The sequence below is a fragment of the Paraphotobacterium marinum genome (assembly GCF_002216855.1).
Classification (GTDB): domain Bacteria; phylum Pseudomonadota; class Gammaproteobacteria; order Enterobacterales; family Vibrionaceae; genus Paraphotobacterium; species Paraphotobacterium marinum.
Map to the genome: position 1 here is coordinate 1090650 of NZ_CP022355.1, position 24814 is coordinate 1115463.

Here is a 24814-nt window from a genome sequence, read left to right on the forward strand (position 1 = left end):
AGAGTTTGTTATTAAAATTATATAATCTAAGATAACATAACATTAATTTGTGTGAAATAAAAAATGAAAAGAATAGATCTAGATGAAGATTTGTATAACTATATAGCAAGTCAAACAAAGAGAATTGGGGAAAGTGCTTCAGATATTCTTCGCAGATTACTGAACTTTGAGAAATTAACAGAAGACGTCTCTAATGTTGAAGTCATTAGTAAATTAGCATCATCTGAAAATCATATAAAAAAGTTTCATAGAGATGAAGCTTTATTAAATAATTTAGAGTTTCTAAGAAATAGCTCTACAATAAAAAAATAACCGATAAATTTATGATCATCTTGTCTCAACTGTATTTAGTTGATTCTCAAAGGTTTAAAAATGTGGAAGTAAGGGGAAGAAGTAGATTATATTTGTCACCATCAAAAGAGCTTTTAATTAAGAGTGGCACTAATACTCGTCCTAAACAAATTCCAAGAACTTCATTTTGGATTATCACTAATACTAACACTGAAAGAAAAAAACAAATTATTGAAGATGTAATGCAACAGATGGATTTTAAGAAACTGACTATTGAATCAGTTATCCAAATAATATAGGAGCATACTTGTTACAATGAAAACTCATCCAAGAGCTGGCCTCAAAGCAATAGAAAGTGATTTGATTGATTGTAAAAAGCTTGAAAATGCATATTACAATAAAAAACCATTAAAAGATGAAAAAGACACTTATGTTTCATTTGGAACTTCTGGACATAGAGGGTCATCTTTGAAAAGTTCTTTTAATGAACTTCATATTTTTGCGATTACATTAGCTATCATTGATTTTAGAAAAAAAAATGAAATAAATGGCCCAATTTTTGTTGGTATGGATACCCATCTTTTATCAAAGCTTGCAATGCAAAGTGTCTTGCAGGTTTTATCATTTCATGGAATTAAAACTTTAACATCGGAGAAAGAATTTGTCCCAACTCCAGCATTATCCTTTGCTATTCTAAAACATAATAGAACGAATAGTCAGGATAACTTGTCAGATGGTATTATAATAACACCATCTCACAACCCTCCAGAAGATGGAGGTATAAAGTATAATTTTACTCATGGCGGGCCATCAGAAGAAAGTATAACGAAATTTATAGAAAATAGAGCTAATGAAATTTTGTTTTCGGGATTAGTTAATTTTAATGAATTTAGAAGTCAATCATATTTAATGTCTGACTCTATTTCTGAATATGATTTCTTAACGCCATATGTAAGTGATTTAAGTAATGTTATTAACTTTGAAAAAATTAAAGCTTCAAATCTAAAAATTGCTGTTGACCCAATGGGGGGAGCTGGACTGAAATACTGGCAAAAAATTTCTGATTTTTACGATTTAAATATTGATATTATAAATAAGAAAATAGATCCACAGTTTAGTTTTATGACTCTTGATAAGGACGGAGTCATTAGAATGGATTGTTCATCCGAGTATGCTATGAATAGTCTCTTAGAACATTGCGAGGATTATGATTTGTTGCTTGGGAATGATCCTGATTTTGACCGTCATGGTGTCGCGACAAAAGCAGGACTTATGAAACCCAATCATTTTCTATCAGTTTGTATCGACTATTTATTTAAAACAAGAACTGAATGGAATAAAATTTCTCAAAATGTTGGAAAAACACTGGTATCAAGCTTAATGGTCGATAGAGTTGCAAAATCAAATAAGCTCACTGTTTATGAAGTACCTGTTGGTTTCAAATGGTTTGTTAAAGGTTTACTGAACCATGAAATAGGTTTTGCTGGAGAGGAAAGTGCAGGAGCTTCTTTTCTTAGGTTAGATGGTAAAACATGGACAACTGATAAGGATGGGATTATTTTGTGTTTGCTTGCGGCCGAGATTATGGCGGTTGAAGGTATATCTCCTCAGACTTACTATAATAGTTTAGAAAAGAAATTAGGTAAATCCTATTATACACGAATACATTTAACAGCTAATAAAAAACAAAAAGACAAACTATTAAACTTTTTAGAATCCAATTTTAAGCATAAATTTCTTGCTGAAGAAAAAATTACACAAGTGCTCACATGCGCGCCTGGAAATAATGAAAAAATTGGCGGGATAAAAATTGAAACCGACAATGGATGGTTTGTCGCAAGACCTTCAGGAACTGAAGATTTTTTGAAGGTCTACTGTGAAAGCTTCATTAGTGAAGACCATTTACAAAAAATTATAAAGGGAGCTGAAAAAATCATCTACGAAATAATGCATTAAATTTGAGTGGATATTAATTAAGTTTATTGAAAGAGGACTGTTGTGAACAATTTTAATCTCGAAAAAATTTTAAATGAGTTTTTGGATATTAAAAATATTAAAGATTATTGCCCAAATGGGCTTCAAGTTCAGGGTAGAAGTGATATTAAAAATATTATTTTAGGCGTAACTGCATGTGAAGATTTAATTGATGTTGCAATTCGAGAAAAGGCAGATGCGTTAATAGTTCATCATGGATATTTTTGGAAGAATGAATCAAGCGTTATAACCAAAATGAAATATCACAGAATATCTAAACTTATTAAAAATGATATAAATTTATTTGCTTATCATTTACCCTTAGATATATCAAAACATGTTGGTAATAATGTTGAGTTTGCAAAGTCCTTGAATTTGATTATTAATGGGCCCTTACCTGACAATAATGTTATTTTATCGGCTTGCACAGAAACTCCTGAAAATATCGAGCAATTTGTCAAGCGTTTAAACTTTTTATTAGACAGAGATGCTTTATTGATTAGCCCAGATAATAAATCAAAACAAATAAGTAAGGTAGCAATATGTACTGGAGGTGGTCAGGACTTTATAGATTTAGCAGCTGATAATGAATTTGATCTGTTCATTTCAGGAGAAATTTCAGAAAGAACTTATCATATAGCAAAAGAAAGAAACATTTATTATTGCGCCGCTGGGCATCACGCAACCGAAACCTTTGGTGTTAACAGCCTATCAACCTGGCTTCAATCTAATTTGAAGTTAAATGCTAAGTTTGTAGATATAAAAAATCCTGTTTAAAACAGGATTTTTAAACTCAAATTATTCCCTTTCATGTATTGGACTAAAATCTCTTTTTGATTCCCCGGTGTATAACTGTCTTGGACGACCAATTCTAAATAGAGGATCTTTGTGCATTTCAAGCCAATGAGAAATCCAACCAACAGTTCTAGCAACTGCAAAAATAACTGTAAACATCGAAGTGGGAATTCCTATTGCCTTTAGTATTATTCCAGAATAAAAGTCCACATTAGGATATAATTTTTTCTCAATGAAATATTCGTCTGATAATGCAATTTTTTCAAGCTCCATTGCAACATCCAACAAAGGATCTTTAATGTTGAGTTCTTTAAGAACGTTATGACAAGTTTCCCTCATTACTGTAGCTCTTGGATCGTAATTTTTGTAGACTCGGTGACCAAAGCCCATTAATCTAAATGGATCATTTTTGTCTTTAGCTTTGTCGACATACTCTTTTATATTTTCAACACTACCTATTTGCTCAAGCATTTTTAAGCAAGCTTCATTAGCACCACCGTGTGCAGGTCCCCAAAGCGATGCTATTCCTGCAGCAATACATGCAAAAGGGTTTGCTCCAGATGAACCAGCAAGTCTAACAGTTGTCGTTGAAGCATTTTGCTCATGATCAGCATGAAGAGTAAAGATAACATCCATCGCTTTTGCAACAGTAGGGTTGACTTCATATTTTTCACATGGTGTGGCGAACATCATATGAAGAAAATTTTCTGCATAACCAAGGTCATTTTGTGGGAACATAAAAGGTTGACCATTTGTATATTTGAAACACATTGCAGCGAGGGTTGGCATTTTTGCTACTAATCGAAATGCTGCTACCTCTCTATGTTTCTCATTGGATACATCTAGTGAATCGTGATAAAAAGCTGATAATGCACCTACTACTCCACACATTATAGCCATGGGGTGTGCGTCTCTTCTAAAACCTTGAAAAAAGAAGCGATCTGCTGATGTACCATAGTATGTCTAGTAATTGTATTTTTAAAAGACTCATACTCTTCCTTGGAAGGAGCCTGCCCATATATAAGGATATAACAAACTTCTAAATAATTTGCTTTCTTCGCAAGTTCATCGATTGGATATCCTCGGTGAAGAAGAATTCCTTTGTTGCCATCAATATAAGTGATTTTTGATTCACAAGATGCTGTAGATAGGAAACCAGGATCATATGTATAAATTCCATTTTTTCCTAGGCTTTGAATATCAATAACTTTATATCCATATGTACCTTCTAAAACAGGAAATTCTCCAAGTGTTTCATCATTACAATTAAAGTTTACTAATTTATTGGTCATTTGACTTCCTTAGTGACAAAAATTATGAATTTGTTAATGTTAACCATATTAAACTAAGTTACACCAATGATGTAACAATCATTTTTGATAAATGAGATATCATTTATTTTAAGCATTATAAATGATAAATAAGATATTATTTTTTATATTTATTATTTCAAAAATAAAGATTATAATTTTTTCAGGAATATTTAAAGCATTTGTGCCATAAACAAGGCTAATTAATTCATTTATTCTTTTTTTGGGTATTAGATCACATTAGCTAGTCTTATTATTCAAATAAATGGCTTTTAACGCTAACATATGTTCCGCCAATAAATATATTCTAATAATACAAACGGAGATAAATTGTGAAAAGTCAAAAGGTTCGTCCGACTAATCTTGATTTGACGACTATCAAACAGCCAGTTTCGGCCATTGCTTCAATTCTTCATAGAATTTCTGGTGTCATTAACTTTATTCTTGTAGGGTTTTTGCTTATTTTGCTAGATTTCTCTTTACAATCCTCAAACAACTATCAGTCGATTGTTTCATTTTTACATAATTATTTTGTAATTTTTATTATGTGGGGATTCTTAACAGCTCTAACTTATCATCTATTTGCCGGCATTAGACACATGCTCATGGATTTAGGGTATTTTGAAGAAATAGCCTCAGGTAGAAAAAGTGCCATAGTAGTTATGATTATAACAATTATTTTTTCTCTAATCATTTTGGGAGCTTTAGTATGATTAAGCAAGCATCTTCATTTGGACGAAATGGTGTGCAAGACTATGTATTCACACGTGCAACTGCAGTCATCATTGTATTATATGTCTTGTGGATTGTAGGGTTTATGTTATTTAAATCAGATGGTTCCTTTATTCAGTGGAAAAGTTTTTTTGAAAGTAATTTTAATAAAGTGTTTACGATTATCACCTTAATATCAATTCTTATTCATGCTTGGATTGGGCTTTGGCAAGTTTTTACAGATTATGTCAAAAACACCTTATTGAGGGCAATTTTACAATTTTTTGTTGTAACAATTCTATTAATTTACGTGATTTATGGTTTTTTTATTTTGTGGGGAGCTTAAATGAATATTCCAGTAAGAGAGTTTGACGCTATAGTTATTGGTGCTGGTGGAGCTGGGATGAGAGCAGCTCTTCAAATTTCTGAACAAGGTTTGTCTTGTGCACTATTGTCAAAGGTATTTCCAACGCGTTCGCATACAGTTTCGGCTCAAGGAGGGATAACGGTTGCATTGGGTAATTCGCACAAAGATGATTGGCAGTGGCATATGTATGATACAGTCAAAGGTTCTGATTATATTGGTGACCAAGCTGCAATTGAATATATGTGTCATCAAGGACCAAAATCTGTAGTAGAGCTTGAAAAAATGGGTCTTCCTTTTTCAAGGTTTGATAATGGAACTATATACCAAAGACCGTTTGGTGGTCAATCTAAAGAGTTTGGTGGTGAGCAAGCAGCTCGTACAGCTGCCTGTGCTGATAGAACGGGCCATGCGTTACTTCATACACTTTATCAACAAAACATAAAACATAAGACAACAATTTTTTCTGAATGGTACGCTTTAGATTTGGTAAAAAATCAAGATGGTGTTGTCGTTGGTGCAACAGCAATTTGTATAGAAACAGGCGAAGTTAATTATTTTAAAGCTAAAGCTACAGTATTAGCCACTGGCGGTGCTGGAAGAATTTATGCTTCAACAACGAATGCGCACATTAATACTGGTGATGGTGTAGGTATGTCCTTAAGAGCAGGAGTACCTGTTCAAGATATGGAAATGTGGCAATTTCACCCAACGGGTATTGCAGGCGCAGGTGTATTAGTGACTGAAGGTTGTAGAGGTGAAGGTGGATATCTTTTAAATAAAGATGGTGAGCGATTTATGGAAAGGTATGCCCCGAACGCCAAGGATTTGGCTAGTAGAGACGTAGTTGCAAGGTCAATGATTTTAGAAATAAGAGAGGGACGTGGATGTGATGGACCTTGGGGGCCTCATCTGAAACTGAAATTGGATCATCTTGGTAAGGAAGTATTGGATTCTCGTTTACCTGGTATTTCTGAATTGTCCAAGACATTTGCACATGTTGATCCGGTTAAAGAACCAATTCCAGTTATACCAACGTGTCACTACATGATGGGAGGTATTCCTACTCAAGTATCAGGTCAGGCCATTGGAGTCGATGTTAATGGAAATGATGTTAACGTAAATGGTTTGTTCGCCTGTGGCGAAATAGCTTGTGTTTCAGTGCATGGAGCAAATAGGCTAGGTGGCAACTCTTTACTTGATTTAGTTGTTTTTGGAAGAGCCACAGGTCTTCATCTTGGCGAAGCTTTGGCTGCGCAAGTAGAATCAAGAAATGCGTCTGATTCGGATATTGAAGCTTCCTTATCACGTTTAAATAGATGGAATGAGAGTAAAGATGGAGAAAATCCATATCAAATAAGGAAAGACTTGCAAACCTGTATGCAGAACAATTTTTCTGTTTTTAGAGAAGGAAAAGCAATGATGGAGGGGCTAGCTGAACTCAATGAAATTAAAGAGAGATTAAAGTATGCTAGTTTAGATGATAAGTCCAGTGAATTTAATACTCAACGTATTGAGTGTTTAGAATTGGATAATTTAATGGAAACTGCTTATGCAACTGCAGTATCAGCAAATTTTAGAACAGAAAGTCGTGGTGCCCATTCTCGTTTTGATTACCCTGAAAGAGACGATGAAAACTGGTTAGTTCATTCCATATATGATCCTACTGAAGAATCAATGAAGACTAGAGAAGTGAATCAATCTCCTGAAAAACGCGAAGCTTTTCCGCCCAAAGCAAGAACTTATTAGAGGAAAATAGAATATGAATGTTAATTTTTCAATTTATAGATATGATCCAGATAAAGATAACAAGCCTTATATGCAGGAGTATAGTTTAGATATAGCTGAAGGCTCTGATATGATGGTACTTGATGCTCTTATTCTTTTGAAAAGTCAAGATCCAACTTTATCTTTTAGACGCTCATGTAGAGAGGGGGTCTGTGGTTCTGATGGGATGAATTTAAATGGAACTAATGGGCTTGCATGCATAACGCCAGTATCTTCGTTATCTAAGAAAGGTAAAATAGTCATAAGACCATTACCAGGTTTACCTGTAGTACGTGATCTTGTAGTTGATATGGAGCAATTTTATAAAAATTATGAAAGAATAAAACCATATTTAATTAATGATAGTAACAATGAAGAACCTAAAGAAAATATTCAAACTCCTGAAGAAAGAGCGCATCTAGATGGTTTATATGAATGTATTATGTGTGCCTGTTGTTCTACATCTTGTCCTTCTTTTTGGTGGAATCCGGATAAATTTGTTGGACCAGCAGGTTTATTAGCGTCATATCGTTGGCTAATTGATAGCCGAGACACAGCTAAAAATGAAAGACTTCAAGAACTTGATGATGCTTTTAGTGTTTTTAGATGTCATGGAATTATGAACTGTGTAAATGTTTGTCCAAAGGGTTTGAATCCAACCAAAGCAATTGGAAAAATAAAATCAATGTTATTAGAAAAATCACTTTAGACCTCTAAATAAGAAGGATATTATATGCAAAATAATTCATTGAAAAAATGGATGGAGAGCTCTTATTTTTCAGGTAACAATGGGGCTTACATTGAAGAAATTTATGAAAGTTTTCTCAATGATCCTAATAATATTTCAGATGAATGGAAGCAAGTTTTTCAATCTCTTCCGCAAACTGAAATATCACAAGAAGTAAACCACTCTAAAATACGTGATTATTTCAGAAGTTTAGCAAAAGAAACAACAAACCCTTACAGTGTTGTTAAGGATCCAGATAAACAGGCAAAAGAAGTTAGAGTCCTTCAGCTTATTAATTCATTTAGATTATATGGACACAAGGAAGCTAAACTTGATCCACTTAACCTTAAAGAAATAGACAAAGTACCAGAATTGAGTTTATATCATCACAATTTAGCTGATGCATTGGATGAAAGCTTTGATGTGGGTTCTGTTCTGGGATTAAGTAAAGATAAATTAAAATTAAGAGATATATATTCGGCATTGAAGCAAATTTATTGTGAATCAATCGGTGCTGAATATATGCACATTAACAATATCGAAGAAAAAAAATGGATACAAAAAAATCTTGAACTGTCATTAGGTACATCTAATTTTACGCAAGATGAAAAAATAAATTTTTTGTATGATTTAACTGCTGCAGAAGGAATGGAAAAATATTTAGGTGCTAAGTTTCCAGGTTCGAAAAGATTTTCTTTAGAAGGTGGTGATTCATTAATCCCTATGATCAAAGAAATTATTCGATTTAGCGGTACCAAGGGTGTGAAAGAAGTTGTAATTGGTATGGCTCATCGCGGTAGGCTTAATATGTTAGTTAATGTTATAGGCAAAAAGACGCAAGACCTATTTGACGAGTTTAGTGGTAAGCATGGTGATACTTGGGGAACAGGTGATGTAAAATACCACCAAGGCTTCTCTGCAGACTTTCATACACCCAGCGGAAATATTCATCTAGCATTGGCATTTAACCCATCGCACTTAGAAATTGTTAATCCTGTTGTAATGGGTTCTGCAAGAGCTAGGGAAGAGAGATATGGAGATCTTTTAGGTGAAAAAGTTCTTCCAATAACTATCCATGGAGATTCTGCTATTGCAGGCCAGGGTGTGGTTGCTGAAACGTTTAATATGTCTCAAACCAGAGGTTATAAAGTTGGTGGTACAATAAGAATTGTTGTCAATAATCAAGTCGGATTCACCACATCTAGACCTGAAGATACACGCTCAACACCTTACTGTACAGATATTGCAAAAATGGTTCAGGCTCCTATTTTTCATGTTAACGCTGACGATCCTGAAGCGGTAGCATTTGTTTCAAGGTTAGCGGTAAATTACCGAGATAAATTTAATCGTGATGTTGTTATTGATTTGGTTTGTTATCGAAGGCACGGGCATAATGAAAGTGATGAACCCAGCGCAACACAGCCACTTATGTATAAAATCATAAAAAAACATGCCACAACTCGACAACTATACGCTGAAAAACTTCTTAAAAACAATACTATTGAACAATTTGTTCCAACGTCTCTTGTAAACGAATACCGTGATTTATTGGATAAAGGTGAGTGTGTTGTTAAAGAATGGCGTCCAATGAATAATCAAAATTCGAATTGGTCAAAATATCTTAGTCATGAGTGGGATGAGGAGTGGGAGAGTCATTTAGATATCAATGTATTAAAAGAACTTGCAAAAAAAGTGAATTCATACCCTGACTCAATAAAATTACATAATAGAGTTCTCAAACTTTATAACATTAGACAAAAAATGATAGAGGAGAACATGCCTCTAGATTGGGGGATGGCCGAGACACTTGCTTATGCAACTCTTGTTAATGATCAATATCAAATTAGAATTACAGGCCAAGATTCTGGACGAGGCACGTTTTTTCATAGACATGCAGTTATTCATGATCAAGATTCAAGTAAGGAATATATCCCATTACAGCACATTAGTGATAATCAAGGAAAGTTTTATATTTACGACTCAGTCCTATCTGAGGAAGCAGTTCTAGCATTTGAATATGGCTACGCAACAGCTGAGCCAAATGGATTAACTATTTGGGAAGCTCAGTTTGGCGATTTTGCTAATGGAGCTCAAGTAGTAATAGATCAATTTATTAGTTCTGGTGAACAAAAATGGGGTCGTATGTGTGGTCTTACAATGTTATTGCCACATGGTTATGAAGGCCAAGGTCCAGAGCATTCCTCTGCAAGACTAGAAAGATTCTTACAACTGTGTGCTGAACAGAATATTCAGGTAGTTGTTCCATCAACACCAGCTCAAATTTATCATGTATTGAGAAGGCAGGTGATTAGAACTATGAGAAGACCATTAGTAATAATGTCACCAAAATCTTTATTGAGACATCCCCAGTGTATCTCATCTATTGATGAATTAGGGAATGGTTCTTTTGAGAGTGCAATTGGAGAGGTCGATGAAAAGATTTTAGCTGCAAATGTTGAAAAGATCATCTTGTGCTCAGGTAAAGTATATTATGACTTGATTGATAAGAGAGAGAAAACAAAAAACTATAAAGTCGCTATTATCAGAATTGAACAACTTTATCCATTTCCTTATAAGAAATTATTAGAGATTCTCCAAGAATATAAGCATGTTAATAGTTATGTGTGGTGTCAAGAAGAGCCTCAAAACCAAGGAGCTTGGTATTCTAGCCAACACAATTTTAGGTCAGTAATACCTGAAAAAGCAGAATTATCTTATGCTGGCCGTCCTGCGTCTGCATCACCGGCGGTTGGTTATCTCAGTGTCCATTTAAAGCAACAAGAAGCACTTATTGAAGATGCATTAAATTTATCTTAATTATTTAGTTTTTAAAAAAAGGAGTCATATAAATGGCCTTAGAAATTTTGGTTCCCGATTTACCTGAATCAGTTGCTGATGCAACAGTAGCAACTTGGCATAAAAAAGTAGGTGACTTTGTAGAGAGAGACGAAGTTATTGTTGATATAGAAACAGATAAAGTGGTTTTGGAAGTACCTTCGCCTAACCAAGGAACAATTGAATCTATTGTTGAATCTGAAGGAAGTACTGTGCTAAGTAAGCAGCTCATAGCAATTATTAACACTGATGCGACTAACACCACAGCTTCTAAAGAAAATAGTTATGAAAGTGATATTAAAGATTCAAATACAGACTCTATTCAACCTTCTGATAAAACTGATGATAAGGGATTAAGTCCTTCTGTTAGAAGATTAATTGCTGAACACAATATCAATATAGATCAAGTTCAAGCAACTGGTGTAGGTGGCAGAATTTCTAGTGAAGATATTCACAATTATTTGAATAAATCTCAAAATGAATCTAAAACAGAGACCGAGCAAACTTTTAAAGCAGCGACTGATTTTAGAAGTGAAAAAAGAGTACCTATGACACGTTTGAGAAAGCGTGTTGCAGAGAGGTTACTGGAAGCTAAAAATAGTACCGCTATGTTAACAACTTTTAATGAGGTTAACATGAAGCCAATTATGGAATTGAGAAAACAATATAAAGATATATTTGAAGAACGTCACGGAATTAGACTTGGTTTTATGTCATTTTATGTCAAAGCAGTTGTCGAGGCTCTCAAACGTTTCCCTGAAGTGAATGCTTCCATTGATGGAAATGATATTGTTTATCACAATTATTTTGATATTAGTATTGCTGTATCAACACCGAGAGGATTGGTAACACCTGTATTGAAAGATTGTGATTTATTAAGTGTTTCTCAAATTGAAAAAAATATTAAAGAATTAGCACTAAAAGGGAGAGATGGTAAACTGACAGTAGAGGAGTTAACAGGTGGCAATTTCACTATAACTAATGGTGGTGTATTTGGCTCGTTGATGTCTACTCCTATTATTAATCCTCCTCAAGCTGCTATATTAGGTATGCATAAAATTCAAGATAGGCCTATGGCAATTGATGGTGAAGTAGTCATTTTGCCAATGATGTATCTTGCTTTATCCTATGATCACAGACTTATTGATGGTAAAGAATCTGTTGGTTTTTTATTAACAATTAAAGAGTTACTAGAAGATCCAAGACGTTTATTATTAGATGTTTAATTTAAAATAAATTTATACAGGAATAAAATATGAATTTACATGAATATCAAGCAAAGCAATTATTTCAAAAATTTAATTTGCCCATTCCAGAAAATTTTGCTTGTAGTACAGCACAAGAGGCATATGAAGCCTCTGGAAAAATAGATGGAAATATGTGGGTTGTTAAATGTCAAGTTCATGCAGGTGGAAGAGGGAAATCTGGTGGAGTTAAACTTTGTAAAACTAGAGAAGAAGTAAAAGATTTTGCGCAGCATTGGCTTGGAAAAAATCTTGTTACTTATCAAACTGATGAGAAAGGTCAACCAGTATCCAAAATTTTAGTTGAATCAGCTTCTGAAATCGCACAGGAATTATATTTAGGTGCAGTGATCGATCGTAGCTCTCAAAGAATAGTTTTTATGGCTTCGACTGAAGGTGGTGTTGATATAGAAAAAGTGGCAGAAGAAACACCAGAATTAATTTATAAAGAAGCTATTGATCCGCTTGTTGGTCCACAACCATATCAGGGGCGTGCTCTTGCTTTTAAATTAGGTTTGGATGGAAAACAAATCAAACAGTTTGTTAATATCTTCATGGGTTTAGGCAAAATGTTTTCTGAATATGATTTTGCATTGTTAGAAATTAATCCACTTATCCTAACAAAATCTGGAGATTTAATGTGCTTAGATGGAAAGATAAATATTGATAGTAATGCTCTATATCGTCAACCCTTGATGAAGGAAATGAGAGATTTGACTCAAGAGGATGAAAGAGAAGCGCACGCAAGCCAATGGGAGTTGAATTATGTTGCCTTAGATGGTGATATTGGTTGTATGGTTAATGGAGCAGGGCTGGCAATGGGTACCATGGATATTGTTAATCTTCATGGCGGTAAGCCTGCAAATTTTCTTGATGTTGGCGGTGGTGCAACAAAAGAAAGAGTTACAGAAGCATTTAAAATTATTTTGTCGGATGAAAATGTTAAAGCTGTCTTAGTTAATATTTTTGGAGGCATAGTCAGATGTGACTTGATTGCAGATGGCATTATTGGCGCTATTAAAGAAGTTGGAGTAAAAGTTCCTGTTATTGTTAGATTGGAAGGGAATAATGCTGATTTAGGTTCTAAAAAGCTTGCTGAAAGTAATTTAAATATTATTGCAGCAGATTCTTTAACAAATGCAGCGGTCAATGCTGTGAAAGCAGCGAGGATTTAAAATATGTCAATTCTAATTGATAAAAACACAAAAGTTATATGTCAAGGTTTTACGGGTGGGCAAGGTACATTCCATTCTGAGCAAGCTATTGCTTATGGTACAAAAATGGTTGGTGGCGTATCTCCTGGTAAAGGTGGCTCATCACATTTAGGTTTACCTGTTTTTAACACCGTTAAAGAAGCAGTTGATAGTACGCAAGCTACAGCGTCTGTAATATATGTTCCTGCACCATTTTGCAAAGATGCTATTTTAGAAGCAATAGATGCTGGTATCAAATTAATTGTTACAATCACCGAAGGTATCCCAACTTTAGATATGTTAGAAATAAAGGTTAAATTAGATGAGTCTAAAGTGAGAATGATTGGACCTAATTGTCCTGGAATTATTACGCCTGGTGAATGTAAGATTGGAATTATGCCTGGTCATATTCATTTACCTGGAGAAGTAGGTATTGTTTCTCGTTCAGGTACTCTTACTTATGAAGCCGTAAAACAAACTACCGATGAAGGTCTTGGACAGTCCACATGTGTAGGTATTGGGGGAGATCCAATACCAGGATCAAACTTTATTGATATTCTTGAAATGTTTGAGAAGGACCCTAAAACCAAATCTATAGTGATGATTGGCGAAATTGGTGGAACAAGTGAAGAAGAAGCTGCCGAATATATTAAAGATAATGTAACAAAACCAGTTGTTGCATATATAGCTGGAGTTACAGCTCCTCCCGGTAAAAGAATGGGACATGCAGGAGCTATTATATCTGGTGGTAAAGGAACTGCTGAAGATAAATTCAATGCATTAGAAAGTGCTGGAGTTACAATTGTAAAAAGTTTGGCTGAAATTGGTTCTGCACTAAAATCCTAATGTTTTTTAAATTAACATTGACTTAAAAAAGGCAGAGAGATCTGCCTTAATCAAATCTATCCATAAGATTTTTCAATAAGTATTTTCTTTATATTTTGATTTACTTAACTAAATTTCAATTCTTACCTTGCAAATATAGCTCTTGTTTTAATACTTAAAATTATTATCTAAATAAATTTAATTTATGTTAAACAAATATAAAGTTTTCTTATTTACATTAGGTTTTTTTTTAATATTAATCTTATTAATACATTTAAAATATGAGAGTGAAAAATTTCCAAAAAAACAAATTACAGAAATAAAACTTCAAATTGATAAAAATAAGAGTTTTGACAACATAGAACAATTGGATAATTTAGAAAACTTATCAAATGACTTTGATGGTCAGGCTAATGAATATATTACGTATACTTTAAATGCGGGCGATAGCTTACAAAAAGTTTTTATGAAATTTGGTTTACCCATACGAGATTTAAATCTAATTAAAGATAAGTTACCAGTTAATAAAAAAATTTATCCAGGACAATTAATTGAATGGAAACAGTCTTCCCAAAACTCAAAAATTATTGAATTTAATATTTATCATAATCAGTCTGAAATAGATAATTTTGAGTGGAAAAATAATTATTATCAATATCGAAAAATTGTGAAAAGGGGGGTTAAAGTTGATAGGTATGTTAAAGGTTATATTGAAAACAACTTTTACCAATCTGCTATAAAAACAGGCCTAAATGCAACACAAATTCATGAAATAGGTCAGGCTCTTTCTCATAAAATAAATTTAAGTAAAGATGTTAAGAAAAATGATCAATTTATAGTATTAATGGAAGAGGAGATTTTAAAAAAAAATATCATTTCTTCGAGAGTAAAAGCTGTATTATATGAGCAAAATAATACCAAAATATTTGCTTTTAAATATAACAATCAATTTTACAATGAAAAAGGTTTTAGAAACCTTGCTAAATTTTTACCATACCCAACAAAAAAATTATATAGGATTTCTTCTCATTTTAATCCCAGAAGACTTCATCCTGTAACTAAACGCATTACACCTCATAGAGGAATTGATTATGCCATGCCAACTGGTACAAGAATACATAGTGTTGGACATGGAATAGTTATTGCGTCCCATAAAAATCGATATAGCGGGAATATAATTTCTATAAAGCATACTGGTGGGTATATCACTAAATATTTACATTTACACAAAAGAATTGTAAAAAAAGGACAGCGTGTTAAAAAGGGACAATTAATTGGACTGTCAGGAAATACTGGAATATCAACAGGACCACATTTGCATTTTGAAATTTTAAAACACAATAAACATTTAGATCCGTATAGAGTTAGTAAAATGATTAAACAACAAGTTCAGAATAGGAAAAAGTTTTATGCTCAAACATCACCAATTAAACAAAAATTAATTGGTGAGTTGGAAAGTGGTTAATGAATTACATTTTGTTTAAGGATTCTATACCTAAAAGCTCTAAACTGGTTTTCATAACAATTGAGACGATTTGAACTAACAAAAGTCGGCTATTTTTAATTTCTTCACTCTCTTGTAGAATTGGATTAGATTCGTAGAAAGATGAGAATAATCCAGATAAATTAAATAAATAACTACAAAGAATATGAGGAGTTCCATCTTTAGCAACAGTTTTAACTACGTCCTCAAACTGAGCAACTTGAAGAGCAATTTGTTTTTCAATGTTATTTGTAATGATAAACTTATACTTTTGTTCTAGTGAGTTGTTAAGGTTTGATTTAGATAAAATCGATTGAATTCTTGTATATGCGTAAAGTAAATACGGTGCTGTATTTCCTGTAAATGAAAGCATATTATCAAAGTTAAAAATATAATCTGTTGTTCGACTTTTCGAAAGCTCAGCATATTTTATTGAAGCACCTCCGATTAACTTAGCCATTTGAGTTATTTCAGCGTCACTTAATGTAGGATTTTTTTCTTTTATAAGTTTATAAGCTCTTGATTCAGATTCATCAATTAATGAAAGAAGTTTAACAGTTTTTCCACTTCTAGTTTTAAATGGTTTACCATCATCACCTAAAACCATTCCGTTTTGAATATGTTCTAGGGAAACATCTTCTGAAATATAATTTGCTTTTTTTGAGATAGCCCAAATTTGTTGTAAATGTTGGTTTTGTCTAGCATCAATACAATAAAGGATACGATCTGCTTTCAATGTTTCATATCTATACTTTAGGCATGCAATGTCAGTTGTTGTATACAAGTAAGCTCCGTCTTTTTTTTGTATGATAACTCCCATAGGATTTCCATCTCTATTTTTGAACTCTTCAAGAAATACAACAGTGGCACCTTGGTCCTTAGTAGCTATATTTTTTGATAAAAGATCATTTACAATTCCTGGTAACATATGATTGTAAAATGATTCACCCATGATATTTTCTTGACTAAGAGAAATATTTAATCGGTTATATAAAGTTTGATTTTGAGACATTGTGATGTCAATAAGTTTTTTCCATTGTGAAATTATTTTTTTATTTCCATTATGAAGTTCAGATACGTACTTACGAGCTTTATTTGCAAACTCTTCATTTTCTTTAAATTTTTTTTGGGCCTCTTTATAAAACATATCAAGATCTGATAGCTGCTGATGGTTTTTTGCGTTACTTTCAATGTCTTCTAAATGCGCAATTAACATCCCAAATGGAGTGCCCCAATCACCTATATGATTTGCTCGAATAACATTATGCCCAAGATAATCAAGAACTTTCACTAAGCAATCACCAATTATAGTTGTTCTCAAATGACCAACGTGCATTTCTTTAGCAATGTTAGGCGCGGAGTAATCAACAACAATTGTTTGCTTTTTCTGATCCGTCATCTTAATAGTATTTTCCTGAACTAAAGAAGAAATGTGCGAGCTTAGCCATTCATTTTTTAAAAAGATATTTAAAAATCCTGGACCAGCAATTTCAACTTTTTCCGCTATATTATCTAAGTCTAAATGGGTAAGAACGTTTGTGGCTAATTCACGAGGGTTAATTTTATGACGTTTAGCAATTCCCATAAGACCATTAACTTGATAATCGCCAAATTGAGGTTTGGTTGAAGCTCTAACTGCAGGATTAAACTCTTCCTGAATACCGGCTTGATGAATTGCGCTTGTGACTTTTTCATTTAAGATTGATTGAATGCTCACATTAAACTCCACTGCATTTATCTGAAGCAAAATACTTATATTAATATTTTAAGATAAGAAAAAATAATTTATTATATCATTATATTGATTCATAGTATAAAAAAAGTTAATTAAGAATTTAATGTTAAAAAAATATTTTGGTGAGAGTGGAAAACTTTCTGATCTTATTGAAGGTTATCAACTTCGTAATGAACAACTAGAGATGTCTGAAGCAATTATGGAAGCAATCTCAGATAAAAGTGTGCTCGTTGTTGAAGCAGGTACTGGCACAGGAAAAACCTTTGCATATTTGGTTCCTTCAATCTTGTCAGAAAAAAAGGTAATAATATCTACTGGTTCAATTACTTTACAGGAACAATTATTTTACAAAGATATTAATGCGTTAAAACAAATTGTTGACAAAGAACTGATTATATCACTTCTAAAAGGAAGAAAAAATTACTTGTGTTTACATAGAGTAGAACAAAACCTTCATTGTCAATCGGATTTTTTTAATGACAAAAATACAAGCTCTTATAATTTTGAAATAATATCAAAGTTGAAAAAATGGTCACGAGAAACTACTACCGGTGAGTTAAGTAATTTTTCTGATATTGCGGAAGATAGTAAATTAATTCCTCTTATTACGTCAAATAATGATAATTGTTTAGGTAGAAAGTGTGACTTTTATGATAAATGTTTTGTAGTTAAAGCAAGAGACAAAGCGGCTAAGTCCGACATTATTGTTATTAATCATCATTTGTTCTTTTCAGATCTTTCTTTAAAAGATAGTGGTTTTGGGGAGATTCTACCAGATCCAGATGTTATGATTTTTGATGAGGCTCATCAATTACCGGATATTGCACTGCAATATTTTGGCGATAGTTTTTCATCAGGGAATCTAAGCTTTTTAATTCAGGATATTAAGGATATCTACTTAAATGAGCTTAGAGATATTAAACAGTTGAAGATTGTATCATTAAAAATATCTAATGCTAAAGATAAACTATTAGAGTCATTTACTGGTTACTCTTTTAAAAAAGAGTGGGATGCTTTAGTTCATGAAAAACCTGTCCAAGATGCATTTAACCAGTTAATAGATAGTATCAATTTTGCATATGAAGTTGTAAAAATTTCTTTAGATAGAAGTGATGAACTAGATTTGATCTTTGAGAGGTTAACTAAATTAAAATTATTTCTGAAAAATTTTAAAAGTGCCTTAGATTCAGATATTTCTTATTGGATCGAAGTTAAATCTAAAAATTATTTTAAATTTAACATGACACCTTTAGATATTTCTCGTCAATACCAAGAAATGATAGGAATTAAAGATGCGGCTTGGATTTACACATCAGCTACAATTTCAGTGAATGAAACGTTTGAATATTTTAATAAAAAGCTCGGACTTTCCCCTTATAAAGAAAAGACATTCAATAGTCCCTTTGATTATGAACACCAAGCTCTCCTGTGTGTTCCTCGTTGTTTACCGGAAGTTAACGATAGTAATAAAGCAGAAAGACTTGTTGAGCTCCTAAGTAATGTGATCAAAGTTAATAATGGTAGATGTTTTTTTCTTTGTACATCTCACTTTGTAGTTAATAAATTATATGATGAATTTAGCAAAGTACTGAGTTTCCCAATTTTAAAACAAGGCGATAAGTCTAGGAAAGCTTTATTAGAAGATTTCAAGAGATTAGGAGACGCAATACTAATTGGAACAAGTTCATTTTGGGAGGGCGTTGATATCAAAGGTGATTTATTGAGTTGCGTTATTATCGAAAAGCTTCCATTTTCAGCTCCAGATGACCCATTACTTAAAGCAAAAATTAAATATTTAAAGAAACAAAATATCGACTCATTTTCAGCACTTCAACTTCCTGAAGCCGTAATATCTCTAAAACAAGGAGTAGGACGCCTTATCAGGGATAAAGAAGATAAAGGTACTTTAATAATTTGTGATAATAGAATAGTATGCAAGTCTTACGGTTCTATTTTTCTAAAGAGTTTGCCGCCCTTGAAGAAAACAAGGTCAATTGATAAAGTTGAAAATTTTATTTTACATCATGTTAAAGGAGATATTAAAAATGAATATTTTGGGTTTGGATACTTCAACAGAAGTATGCTCAGTGGCATTAAAGGTGGGTCAAAAAATAAATAAAATAAACATACCGACACCTAGAGAACACACTTTAAAAATCTTGCCATATATAGATAAATTATTAAAACAGTTTAATATTTCTATTTCTGATTTAAATTTAGTATGTGTCGGCTCTGGTCCTGGCAGTTTTACAGGTATTAGAGTTGCTTTAGGAGTCGCAAAAGGCATAGCTTTTGGTTTAAATATACCTGTTGTAAGTTTATCTTCCTTGGAGGTTATGTCTTATTCTGCTTTAAAGACACATAATTCAAAATATATTTTTGCAGCAATGGACGCTAGGATGAACCAAGTATATTTTTCTTTATTTCATAAAGCAAAAACTACTAATAACCTTGAGTCTATTTTAGATGAGAGAGTTATTGATCCTCATGAAGCTCTCGAGTTTGTTCTAAAATATAAAAGTGAGGCAATTTTAGTCGGTAATGGTTGGGATGCATACGAAGAGCTCCACAATAATTTAACATCAATTCATAATGCTGAAATTTTTTATCCAGATGCAGAAGATTTAATAAACTTGGGATACATAAGTTTTCTTAACGGAAATTATAAATCAGCGACTGAATTAGAAGCTCTTTATATTAGAAATAAAATTGTTTAAGTATTTTAAAAATGATTTCATATACTTTAATTGAAAATGAACTAGAACTTGAAAAGTCCTGCTTACTTTTGAGAGATGCACCTATTTTAATGATTGATACGGAGTTCGTTAAAACTAGAACTTTTTTTGCATCCTTGAGTATTTTACAGATTTTTGATGGAAAAAATTTATATATTTTTGATGCTATTAAAATTAAAAATTTAGATTTACTTTGGTTAACTTTAAGTAATCCTGATATCAAAAAAGTATTTCATTCATCATCAGAAGATCTGGATATTATTGTGCATTTATCTCCTTATGACATTACTAATATAGTTGATACACAAATAATGGCAGTTTTTCTTGGTTTAGGTTTATCAGTAGGTTTTTCTAAACTGTGTTCACAGTTATTAAACATTGATATTGATAAAAGTGAAAGTCGATCAAACTGGTTACATAGACCATTAAGTGAAAGTCAGCTAAGGTATGCTGCAAGTGATGTTTATTATTTATACCCCATTTATCAGAGATTAAATCATTTATCAATTGAAAGAAAATTAGACGGTTTAATTTTGATAGAATGCAATAGGCTTCTTGAAGCTAAAAAACAAACTCATAACTCTGATGTTGAATATCTTAAATTTAATGGCTTATGGAAGCTTCAACCCTTTGAATTATTTTTATTACAAAAATTAGCTAAATGGAGAGTTGAAGAAGCAATAAAAAGAAATATTGCAGTAAACTTTATCTTAAGAGAAGAGTTATTATTTAAAATTATTAAACTTGAAAGCTTCTCTATTAATCAATTAAAAAATGTGGTTTGAATTTAAATGAAATGAAACATCATGGAAAACATTTAATTACTATTCTTTCTAAAATGAAAGATGTTTGTGTTAGCAAATACCCTAATAAAATTTTGAAAATTGATGATACCCCAAAATATAAAAAAACTCATAAAGAAATTTTAAAAAGATTAATTGAATTAAGCTTAGAATTTGAAATTCCTAGAGAGGCTCTTTTTTCTAAAAAAATGATAAAACAGTTGATTGAGTGGGCGTGGTTAGATGAATATGATCAAACAAACCTCCCAGTATTAATTCAAAGTTGGAGGTTTGATATTGTTTATAAAAGTGTGAGAAATATTTTAGAGCAAAACTAATTTACGACTTACTTGTCATCCGGCAAAGTTACATTTAGCTCTAAAACAGCCAGCTCTTCATCTTTATGGTCAAGATTAACTGATACTTGTTCAGGTGAAATTTCAACATAATTTCGAATCACTTCCAAAATATCTCTTTTCAATTGTGGCAAATATGTTGGCGCAGATGTTGAGCCAGACCTTCTTTCTGCAACTATAATTTGCAGGCGTTCTTTTGCAATATTTGCAGATGTCTTTTTTTTTGCTCTAAAAAATTCTAGTAATGACATATAAAATTATCCTCCAAATAATCTTTTAAGGAATCCTTTTTTTCTTCATCAAGGAATCTAAATGCCTTATCTTCACCCAATAATCTATCAACTGTATCCATATATGCTAGGCCAGCATTTGAGTGTTCGTCGAAAACAACTGGTTCACCTTTATTTGATGAGTTTAAAACTGTTTGGCTTTCTGGAATAACACCCAATAAAGGTATGTGAAGAATTTCTTCTACATCTTTTACACTAAGCATATCACCATTCGTTACTCTAGATGGGTTATATCGCGTTAATAATAAATGTTGTTTAACCGGTGCTTCACCATTTTCAGCTCTTTTTGATTTTGAGTCTAAAATACCTAAAATTCTATCTGAATCTCGAACTGAAGAAACTTCTGGGTTTGTTGTAACAATGGCATCATCAGCAAAATATAACGCCATAAGTGCACCAGCCTCAATGCCAGCAGGAGAGTCACAAATTATAAAATCAAAGTTCATTTTTTTAAGTTCATTTAAGACCTTTGCAACACCATCTTTTGTTAAAGCATCTTTATCACGAGTTTGTGAGGCTGGTAAAATGAATAAGTTTTCTAATCTTTTATCTTTAATAAGAGCTTGAGAAAGTTTTGCTTCTTCATTTATTACGTTTACAAAATCATATACAACTCTTCTTTCGCATCCCATAATTAAATCTAAATTTCGAAGTCCAATATCAAAATCTATAACAACGGTTTTTTTTCCTTTCATTGAAAGAGCTGACGCTATTGAAGCGCTAGACGTGGTTTTGCCAACCCCACCTTTTCCTGATGTAACGACAATAATTCTTGACATTGAATGTTTCCTTATATTTTTATACTAATAATTGAATATTTAAATTATTATTTTGTAATGTAGTTAATGTTGGTTGCGCCCAATAGTCTTTGGCTATATTTTCACTTAGCCAATAATTACCTGCAATTGAAATTAATTCAGGTTTTAGATTATTACAAAATATTATAGACTCTTGATTACCCTGTGCACCGGCAATTGCTCTTCCTCTTAATGTTCCATAAATGTGGATATTTCCATCAGAGATAATTTCAGCACCTGCACTAACATTATTCATCACGACAAGATCACAATCTTGGGCATAAATTTGTTGACCAGACCGAACTGGGGTCTTAATAATTTTTGTTTTTGAATGTTCTTTATTACTTGTTTCAGTTTGATTATTTTCTTGGTGTGGTTTTTCATCATGATGATTAACTATTTGTCTTCCAGCATTCATGATAGCAAAACCTGATTGTCTAGCATTTTCTATTAGTTCGGGTTGTGAGCATCCCGTTATACCAACGGGAACCAAACCAGTTGAAAAGATTTCTTTTTTTAATAAATTAAAATCAACACTTTGTTTTATTTTGGATATATTGATTACAACTGGTGCAGATGAAAAAAAAGAAGGTGCTTGTTGAACTTTGTGATTTAAGTTTTGGATAGCTTTATCTAAATCGTTGTCATGTAGGTGGATAACAGATAAGGTAAAACTACTTCCTTTAAGCTCAATATTATTCGACATTATTGAATTACTTGATTTAAATTTTCCATGATTAATATAGTCTCATTTTATAAATAATTTTTCAATGAGACAATTCACTACATATATCGAAAATTTTAAAAAAAATGATTTTTATGATAAATATGTTAAATTTTATAAACTTTTTTAACAAATAAAAAACAATTGACTTATTATTTCATAGTGAATTATAAAGTCAAAGTTTTGCAAACAATAGTTTAGTTTAAATACTAGACATCTAAATTAGAGTATATAGATAATAGCAAATTAATTTCTAACTTTTAATTCATAATTTATTTATGTAAACTTCACAAATATGATTTTACGATTTTTAAAATTGATTTGCATTTATATTTATATGTTTGTTTTTCGTATAAATTAAAAATAGGTTATTATTATGTTTTGTTATATTTACAAAAATCCAAAAAAAGATGGAATGTATCTTTATATTCCAAAAAAAGATAACTTTGAATCTTTACCTGAAAAATTAAAGGCAACATTTAAAAGTATAAACTTTGTTATGGCAGTTAATTTAGAGAAAAGGAAAAGCCTTGCTCAAGTAAACTTAGAAGAGTTAAAAAAAGAACTAGCTGAAAGAGGCTTTTATTTGCAGTTGCCAAAAGAAGAAATGAGTTTTATTGATGAATATAAGCAATACTTTTTATAAGTTTTAGAGGAAAGATTCTTGGCACAATTATATTTTTATTATTCCACTATGAATGCTGGAAAATCTACTAACTTACTACAAGCTTCTTTTAATTACAAAGAAAGAGGGTTAAATTCACTTATTTATACAGCAAAAATAGACACACGTTTTGGTGAAAGTAAAGTGTCTTCTAGAATTGGACTCTCTGAAAAAGCATTTACATTTGACAAAAACACTGATTTTTACAAGTCAATCAGTGAAAAAGACTTTAAATTAGATTGCTTATTAATTGATGAAAGTCAATTTCTAACTAAGTCTCAAGTGCTTCAATTATCAAATGTTGTAGATATGTTAGATATACCTGTATTGTGTTATGGACTTAGAACCGATTTTCAGGGAGAGTTGTTTGAAGGTAGTCAATATTTGTTAGCTTGGTCAGATAAATTAGTTGAACTTAAAACCATATGTTTTTGTGGAAGAAAGGCTAACATGGTTTTAAGACAGACTGAAGATGGTACGCCAATAAGAGAAGGTTCTCAAATTGATATTGGCGGTAATGAAAAATATATTTCTCTCTGCAGAAAGCATTACAGAGAGGCTTTCAGAAAAAGTTAACTTTAAACTTTATTCCTTTTTATTAATACTTGCTCAATTTCTGCAAATGGAATTTCTTTCTTTCTTAATAATAATAGAAGGTGATAAATCAAATCTGCAGATTCTTCTTTGATGTCTTCTATATCAGAAGAAAGTGCAGCAAGGGCTACTTCAACTCCTTCTTCACCAACCTTTTGAGCAACTCTATTGATTTTTTGCTTCAATAAATTATTACTATATGAGTTTTTTGAATCATTTTTAATTCTATTTTCAATAATAGTTTCTAATTTATAAATAAAATTTGATTTACCGTTCAAATCATAATTAAAGCATGATTTTCTATCCAGGTGACAGGTGTTGCCTTCAGGAGTCACTAAAAAGAGTAGGGTGTCATTATCACAATCCAATAAAATTTTATTAATATTAAGATAGTTTTTAGATGATTCTCCCTTAGTCCATAATCTTTTTTTGTTCTTGAATAAAATGTAACTTTTTCAGTTTGGATTGATACTTTGAGTGCTTCAACATTCATATAACCATGCATTAAAACTGTTCCGTCATTATCATCTTGAATAATACAAGGGATAAGGTTTTGTACTTTTTTCCAATTAATATCATTAATATTAAAGTTCATGATTTTCTCAATTTTCATTATAT

Annotated in this window: 24 protein-coding genes and 2 pseudogenes; 19 read left to right on the forward strand and 7 right to left on the reverse strand. The window is 31.9% G+C overall.

Annotated features, from left to right (window positions below; all coding sequences use genetic code 11):
- Positions 1-63: 63 nt before the first annotated feature.
- Genes CF386_RS13660 through CF386_RS05735 form a run of 4 tightly spaced genes read left to right on the forward strand, consistent with a single transcriptional unit; the run spans position 64 to position 3042 of the window.
- Positions 64-312, forward strand: a complete 249-nt coding sequence (locus CF386_RS13660) for a hypothetical protein (protein ID WP_404824941.1) — start codon at positions 64-66, stop codon at positions 310-312.
- 11 nt (positions 313-323) lie between these two features.
- Entirely contained in the window at positions 324-590 is a 267-nt protein-coding gene (locus CF386_RS05725; protein ID WP_089073447.1) for a hypothetical protein, read from the forward strand.
- Positions 591-606: 16 nt separating this feature from the next.
- A complete protein-coding gene (locus tag CF386_RS05730; protein WP_089073448.1) occupies positions 607-2247 on the forward strand; it encodes a phosphohexomutase domain-containing protein in 1641 nt (546 codons plus the stop codon).
- 42 nt (positions 2248-2289) lie between these two features.
- Complete coding sequence (locus CF386_RS05735) at positions 2290-3042, forward strand: Nif3-like dinuclear metal center hexameric protein (protein ID WP_089073449.1); 753 nt, start codon at positions 2290-2292, stop codon at positions 3040-3042.
- A gap of 21 nt (positions 3043-3063) precedes the next feature.
- Here the strand turns inward: CF386_RS05735 and CF386_RS05740 are convergent.
- A pseudogene (locus CF386_RS05740) lies at positions 3064-4352 on the reverse strand (citrate synthase).
- A 350-nt stretch (positions 4353-4702) separates the two neighbouring features.
- Between CF386_RS05740 and sdhC the strand changes: the two are divergent.
- The 9 genes from sdhC to CF386_RS05785 all read left to right on the forward strand — a co-directional run bounded on the left by sdhC (position 4703) and on the right by CF386_RS05785 (position 15501).
- Positions 4703-5083, forward strand: a complete 381-nt coding sequence (gene sdhC, locus CF386_RS05745; protein ID WP_192867705.1) for a succinate dehydrogenase, cytochrome b556 subunit — start codon at positions 4703-4705, stop codon at positions 5081-5083.
- Positions 5080-5427, forward strand: a complete 348-nt coding sequence (gene sdhD, locus CF386_RS05750; protein WP_089073451.1) for a succinate dehydrogenase, hydrophobic membrane anchor protein — start codon at positions 5080-5082, stop codon at positions 5425-5427. Before sdhC ends, sdhD begins: the two co-directional genes overlap by 4 nt.
- Complete coding sequence (gene sdhA, locus CF386_RS05755; protein WP_089073452.1) at positions 5428-7194, forward strand: succinate dehydrogenase flavoprotein subunit; 1767 nt, start codon at positions 5428-5430, stop codon at positions 7192-7194.
- Between the two features lie 13 nt (positions 7195-7207).
- The gene (locus CF386_RS05760; RefSeq protein WP_089073453.1) at positions 7208-7921 is read left to right on the forward strand and encodes a succinate dehydrogenase iron-sulfur subunit; all 714 of its coding nucleotides are present in this window, start codon (positions 7208-7210) and stop codon (positions 7919-7921) included.
- A 24-nt stretch (positions 7922-7945) separates the two neighbouring features.
- Positions 7946-10756: a 2-oxoglutarate dehydrogenase E1 component gene (gene sucA / locus CF386_RS05765; RefSeq protein ID WP_089073454.1), complete on the forward strand. Its 2811-nt coding sequence runs from the start codon at positions 7946-7948 to the stop codon at positions 10754-10756.
- Between the two features lie 32 nt (positions 10757-10788).
- Positions 10789-12000: a 2-oxoglutarate dehydrogenase complex dihydrolipoyllysine-residue succinyltransferase gene (gene odhB, locus CF386_RS05770; protein WP_089073455.1), complete on the forward strand. Its 1212-nt coding sequence runs from the start codon at positions 10789-10791 to the stop codon at positions 11998-12000.
- A 29-nt stretch (positions 12001-12029) separates the two neighbouring features.
- Positions 12030-13193 (forward strand): ADP-forming succinate--CoA ligase subunit beta, encoded by a 1164-nt coding sequence (gene sucC / locus CF386_RS05775; protein ID WP_089073456.1) that lies wholly within the window; start codon positions 12030-12032, stop codon positions 13191-13193.
- 3 nt (positions 13194-13196) lie between these two features.
- The gene (sucD, locus tag CF386_RS05780) at positions 13197-14057 is read left to right on the forward strand and encodes a succinate--CoA ligase subunit alpha (protein WP_089073457.1); all 861 of its coding nucleotides are present in this window, start codon (positions 13197-13199) and stop codon (positions 14055-14057) included.
- Positions 14058-14241: 184 nt separating this feature from the next.
- Positions 14242-15501 (forward strand): peptidoglycan DD-metalloendopeptidase family protein, encoded by a 1260-nt coding sequence (locus tag CF386_RS05785; RefSeq protein WP_089073458.1) that lies wholly within the window; start codon positions 14242-14244, stop codon positions 15499-15501.
- A gap of 4 nt (positions 15502-15505) precedes the next feature.
- On the opposite strand, the gene argS is transcribed toward CF386_RS05785, so the two are convergent.
- On the reverse strand, positions 15506-17236 hold the full coding sequence (gene argS, locus CF386_RS05790) for an arginine--tRNA ligase (RefSeq protein ID WP_089073459.1): 1731 nt from the start codon (positions 17234-17236) through the stop codon (positions 15506-15508).
- A gap of 121 nt (positions 17237-17357) precedes the next feature.
- Here argS and CF386_RS05795 point away from each other — a divergent pair, with 121 nt between their 5' ends.
- Genes CF386_RS05795 through CF386_RS05810 form a run of 4 tightly spaced genes read left to right on the forward strand, consistent with a single transcriptional unit; the run spans position 17358 to position 21109 of the window.
- The gene (locus CF386_RS05795; RefSeq protein ID WP_089073460.1) at positions 17358-19373 is read left to right on the forward strand and encodes an ATP-dependent DNA helicase; all 2016 of its coding nucleotides are present in this window, start codon (positions 17358-17360) and stop codon (positions 19371-19373) included.
- Complete coding sequence (tsaB, locus tag CF386_RS05800) at positions 19300-19971, forward strand: tRNA (adenosine(37)-N6)-threonylcarbamoyltransferase complex dimerization subunit type 1 TsaB (protein ID WP_158522309.1); 672 nt, start codon at positions 19300-19302, stop codon at positions 19969-19971. The genes CF386_RS05795 and tsaB overlap by 74 nt, the downstream gene beginning before the upstream one ends.
- Positions 19972-19982: 11 nt before the next feature.
- Positions 19983-20774, forward strand: coding sequence for a ribonuclease D (locus CF386_RS05805; RefSeq protein ID WP_089073462.1), 792 nt, complete (start codon positions 19983-19985; stop codon positions 20772-20774).
- Positions 20775-20785: 11 nt separating this feature from the next.
- Positions 20786-21109 (forward strand): ribonuclease D, encoded by a 324-nt coding sequence (locus tag CF386_RS05810; RefSeq protein ID WP_145955016.1) that lies wholly within the window; start codon positions 20786-20788, stop codon positions 21107-21109.
- A gap of 8 nt (positions 21110-21117) precedes the next feature.
- Here CF386_RS05810 and minE read toward each other — a convergent pair whose 3' ends face one another.
- The 3 genes and pseudogenes from minE to minC form a co-directional block, all read right to left on the reverse strand.
- On the reverse strand, positions 21118-21378 hold the full coding sequence (minE, locus tag CF386_RS05815; RefSeq protein WP_089073464.1) for a cell division topological specificity factor MinE: 261 nt from the start codon (positions 21376-21378) through the stop codon (positions 21118-21120).
- Positions 21379-21384: 6 nt separating this feature from the next.
- Positions 21385-22196, reverse strand: a pseudogene (gene minD / locus CF386_RS05820) (septum site-determining protein MinD).
- Positions 22197-22215: 19 nt separating this feature from the next.
- Positions 22216-22920, reverse strand: coding sequence for a septum site-determining protein MinC (minC, locus tag CF386_RS05825; RefSeq protein ID WP_089073465.1), 705 nt, complete (start codon positions 22918-22920; stop codon positions 22216-22218).
- Between the two features lie 394 nt (positions 22921-23314).
- Here minC and CF386_RS05830 point away from each other — a divergent pair, with 394 nt between their 5' ends.
- Both CF386_RS05830 and CF386_RS05835 read left to right on the forward strand, forming a co-directional pair.
- A complete protein-coding gene (locus tag CF386_RS05830; RefSeq protein WP_089073466.1) occupies positions 23315-23584 on the forward strand; it encodes a YcgL domain-containing protein in 270 nt (89 codons plus the stop codon).
- Positions 23585-23602: 18 nt separating this feature from the next.
- A complete protein-coding gene (locus CF386_RS05835; RefSeq protein WP_089073467.1) occupies positions 23603-24178 on the forward strand; it encodes a thymidine kinase in 576 nt (191 codons plus the stop codon).
- Between the two features lie 2 nt (positions 24179-24180).
- On the opposite strand, the gene hisE is transcribed toward CF386_RS05835, so the two are convergent.
- Together hisE and CF386_RS13355 are read right to left on the reverse strand one after the other, a co-directional pair.
- Positions 24181-24642 carry a phosphoribosyl-ATP diphosphatase gene (gene hisE / locus CF386_RS13040; RefSeq protein WP_318778975.1) on the reverse strand — a complete coding sequence of 154 codons (462 nt, stop codon included), beginning with the start codon at positions 24640-24642 and terminating at the stop codon, positions 24181-24183.
- Positions 24531-24809, reverse strand: coding sequence for a phosphoribosyl-AMP cyclohydrolase (locus CF386_RS13355; protein ID WP_264080461.1), 279 nt, complete (start codon positions 24807-24809; stop codon positions 24531-24533). The genes hisE and CF386_RS13355 overlap by 112 nt, the downstream gene beginning before the upstream one ends.
- Positions 24810-24814: the final 5 nt, after the last annotated feature.

Excerpts from the sequence above, each read along its gene's own strand:
- CF386_RS13660 (WP_404824941.1), top strand. The coding sequence starts at position 64 with ATGAAAAGAATAGATCTAGATGAAGATTTGTATAACTATATAGCAAGT.
- CF386_RS05725 (WP_089073447.1), top strand. The coding sequence starts at position 324 with ATGATCATCTTGTCTCAACTGTATTTAGTTGATTCTCAAAGGTTTAAA.
- CF386_RS05730 (WP_089073448.1), top strand. The coding sequence starts at position 607 with ATGAAAACTCATCCAAGAGCTGGCCTCAAAGCAATAGAAAGTGATTTG.
- sdhD (WP_089073451.1), top strand. The coding sequence starts at position 5,080 with ATGATTAAGCAAGCATCTTCATTTGGACGAAATGGTGTGCAAGACTAT.
- sdhA (WP_089073452.1), top strand. The coding sequence starts at position 5,428 with ATGAATATTCCAGTAAGAGAGTTTGACGCTATAGTTATTGGTGCTGGT.
- CF386_RS05760 (WP_089073453.1), top strand. The coding sequence starts at position 7,208 with ATGAATGTTAATTTTTCAATTTATAGATATGATCCAGATAAAGATAAC.
- sucA (WP_089073454.1), top strand. The coding sequence starts at position 7,946 with ATGCAAAATAATTCATTGAAAAAATGGATGGAGAGCTCTTATTTTTCA.
- odhB (WP_089073455.1), top strand. The coding sequence starts at position 10,789 with ATGGCCTTAGAAATTTTGGTTCCCGATTTACCTGAATCAGTTGCTGAT.
- sucC (WP_089073456.1), top strand. The coding sequence starts at position 12,030 with ATGAATTTACATGAATATCAAGCAAAGCAATTATTTCAAAAATTTAAT.
- sucD (WP_089073457.1), top strand. The coding sequence starts at position 13,197 with ATGTCAATTCTAATTGATAAAAACACAAAAGTTATATGTCAAGGTTTT.
- CF386_RS05785 (WP_089073458.1), top strand. The coding sequence starts at position 14,242 with ATGTTAAACAAATATAAAGTTTTCTTATTTACATTAGGTTTTTTTTTA.
- CF386_RS05795 (WP_089073460.1), top strand. The coding sequence starts at position 17,358 with ATGTTAAAAAAATATTTTGGTGAGAGTGGAAAACTTTCTGATCTTATT.
- tsaB (WP_158522309.1), top strand. The coding sequence starts at position 19,300 with ATGAATATTTTGGGTTTGGATACTTCAACAGAAGTATGCTCAGTGGCA.
- CF386_RS05805 (WP_089073462.1), top strand. The coding sequence starts at position 19,983 with ATGATTTCATATACTTTAATTGAAAATGAACTAGAACTTGAAAAGTCC.
- CF386_RS05810 (WP_145955016.1), top strand. The coding sequence starts at position 20,786 with ATGAAACATCATGGAAAACATTTAATTACTATTCTTTCTAAAATGAAA.
- minE (WP_089073464.1), bottom strand. The coding sequence starts at position 21,378 with ATGTCATTACTAGAATTTTTTAGAGCAAAAAAAAAGACATCTGCAAAT.
- minC (WP_089073465.1), bottom strand. The coding sequence starts at position 22,920 with ATGTCGAATAATATTGAGCTTAAAGGAAGTAGTTTTACCTTATCTGTT.
- CF386_RS05830 (WP_089073466.1), top strand. The coding sequence starts at position 23,315 with ATGTTTTGTTATATTTACAAAAATCCAAAAAAAGATGGAATGTATCTT.
- CF386_RS13355 (WP_264080461.1), bottom strand. The coding sequence starts at position 24,809 with ATGAAAATTGAGAAAATCATGAACTTTAATATTAATGATATTAATTGG.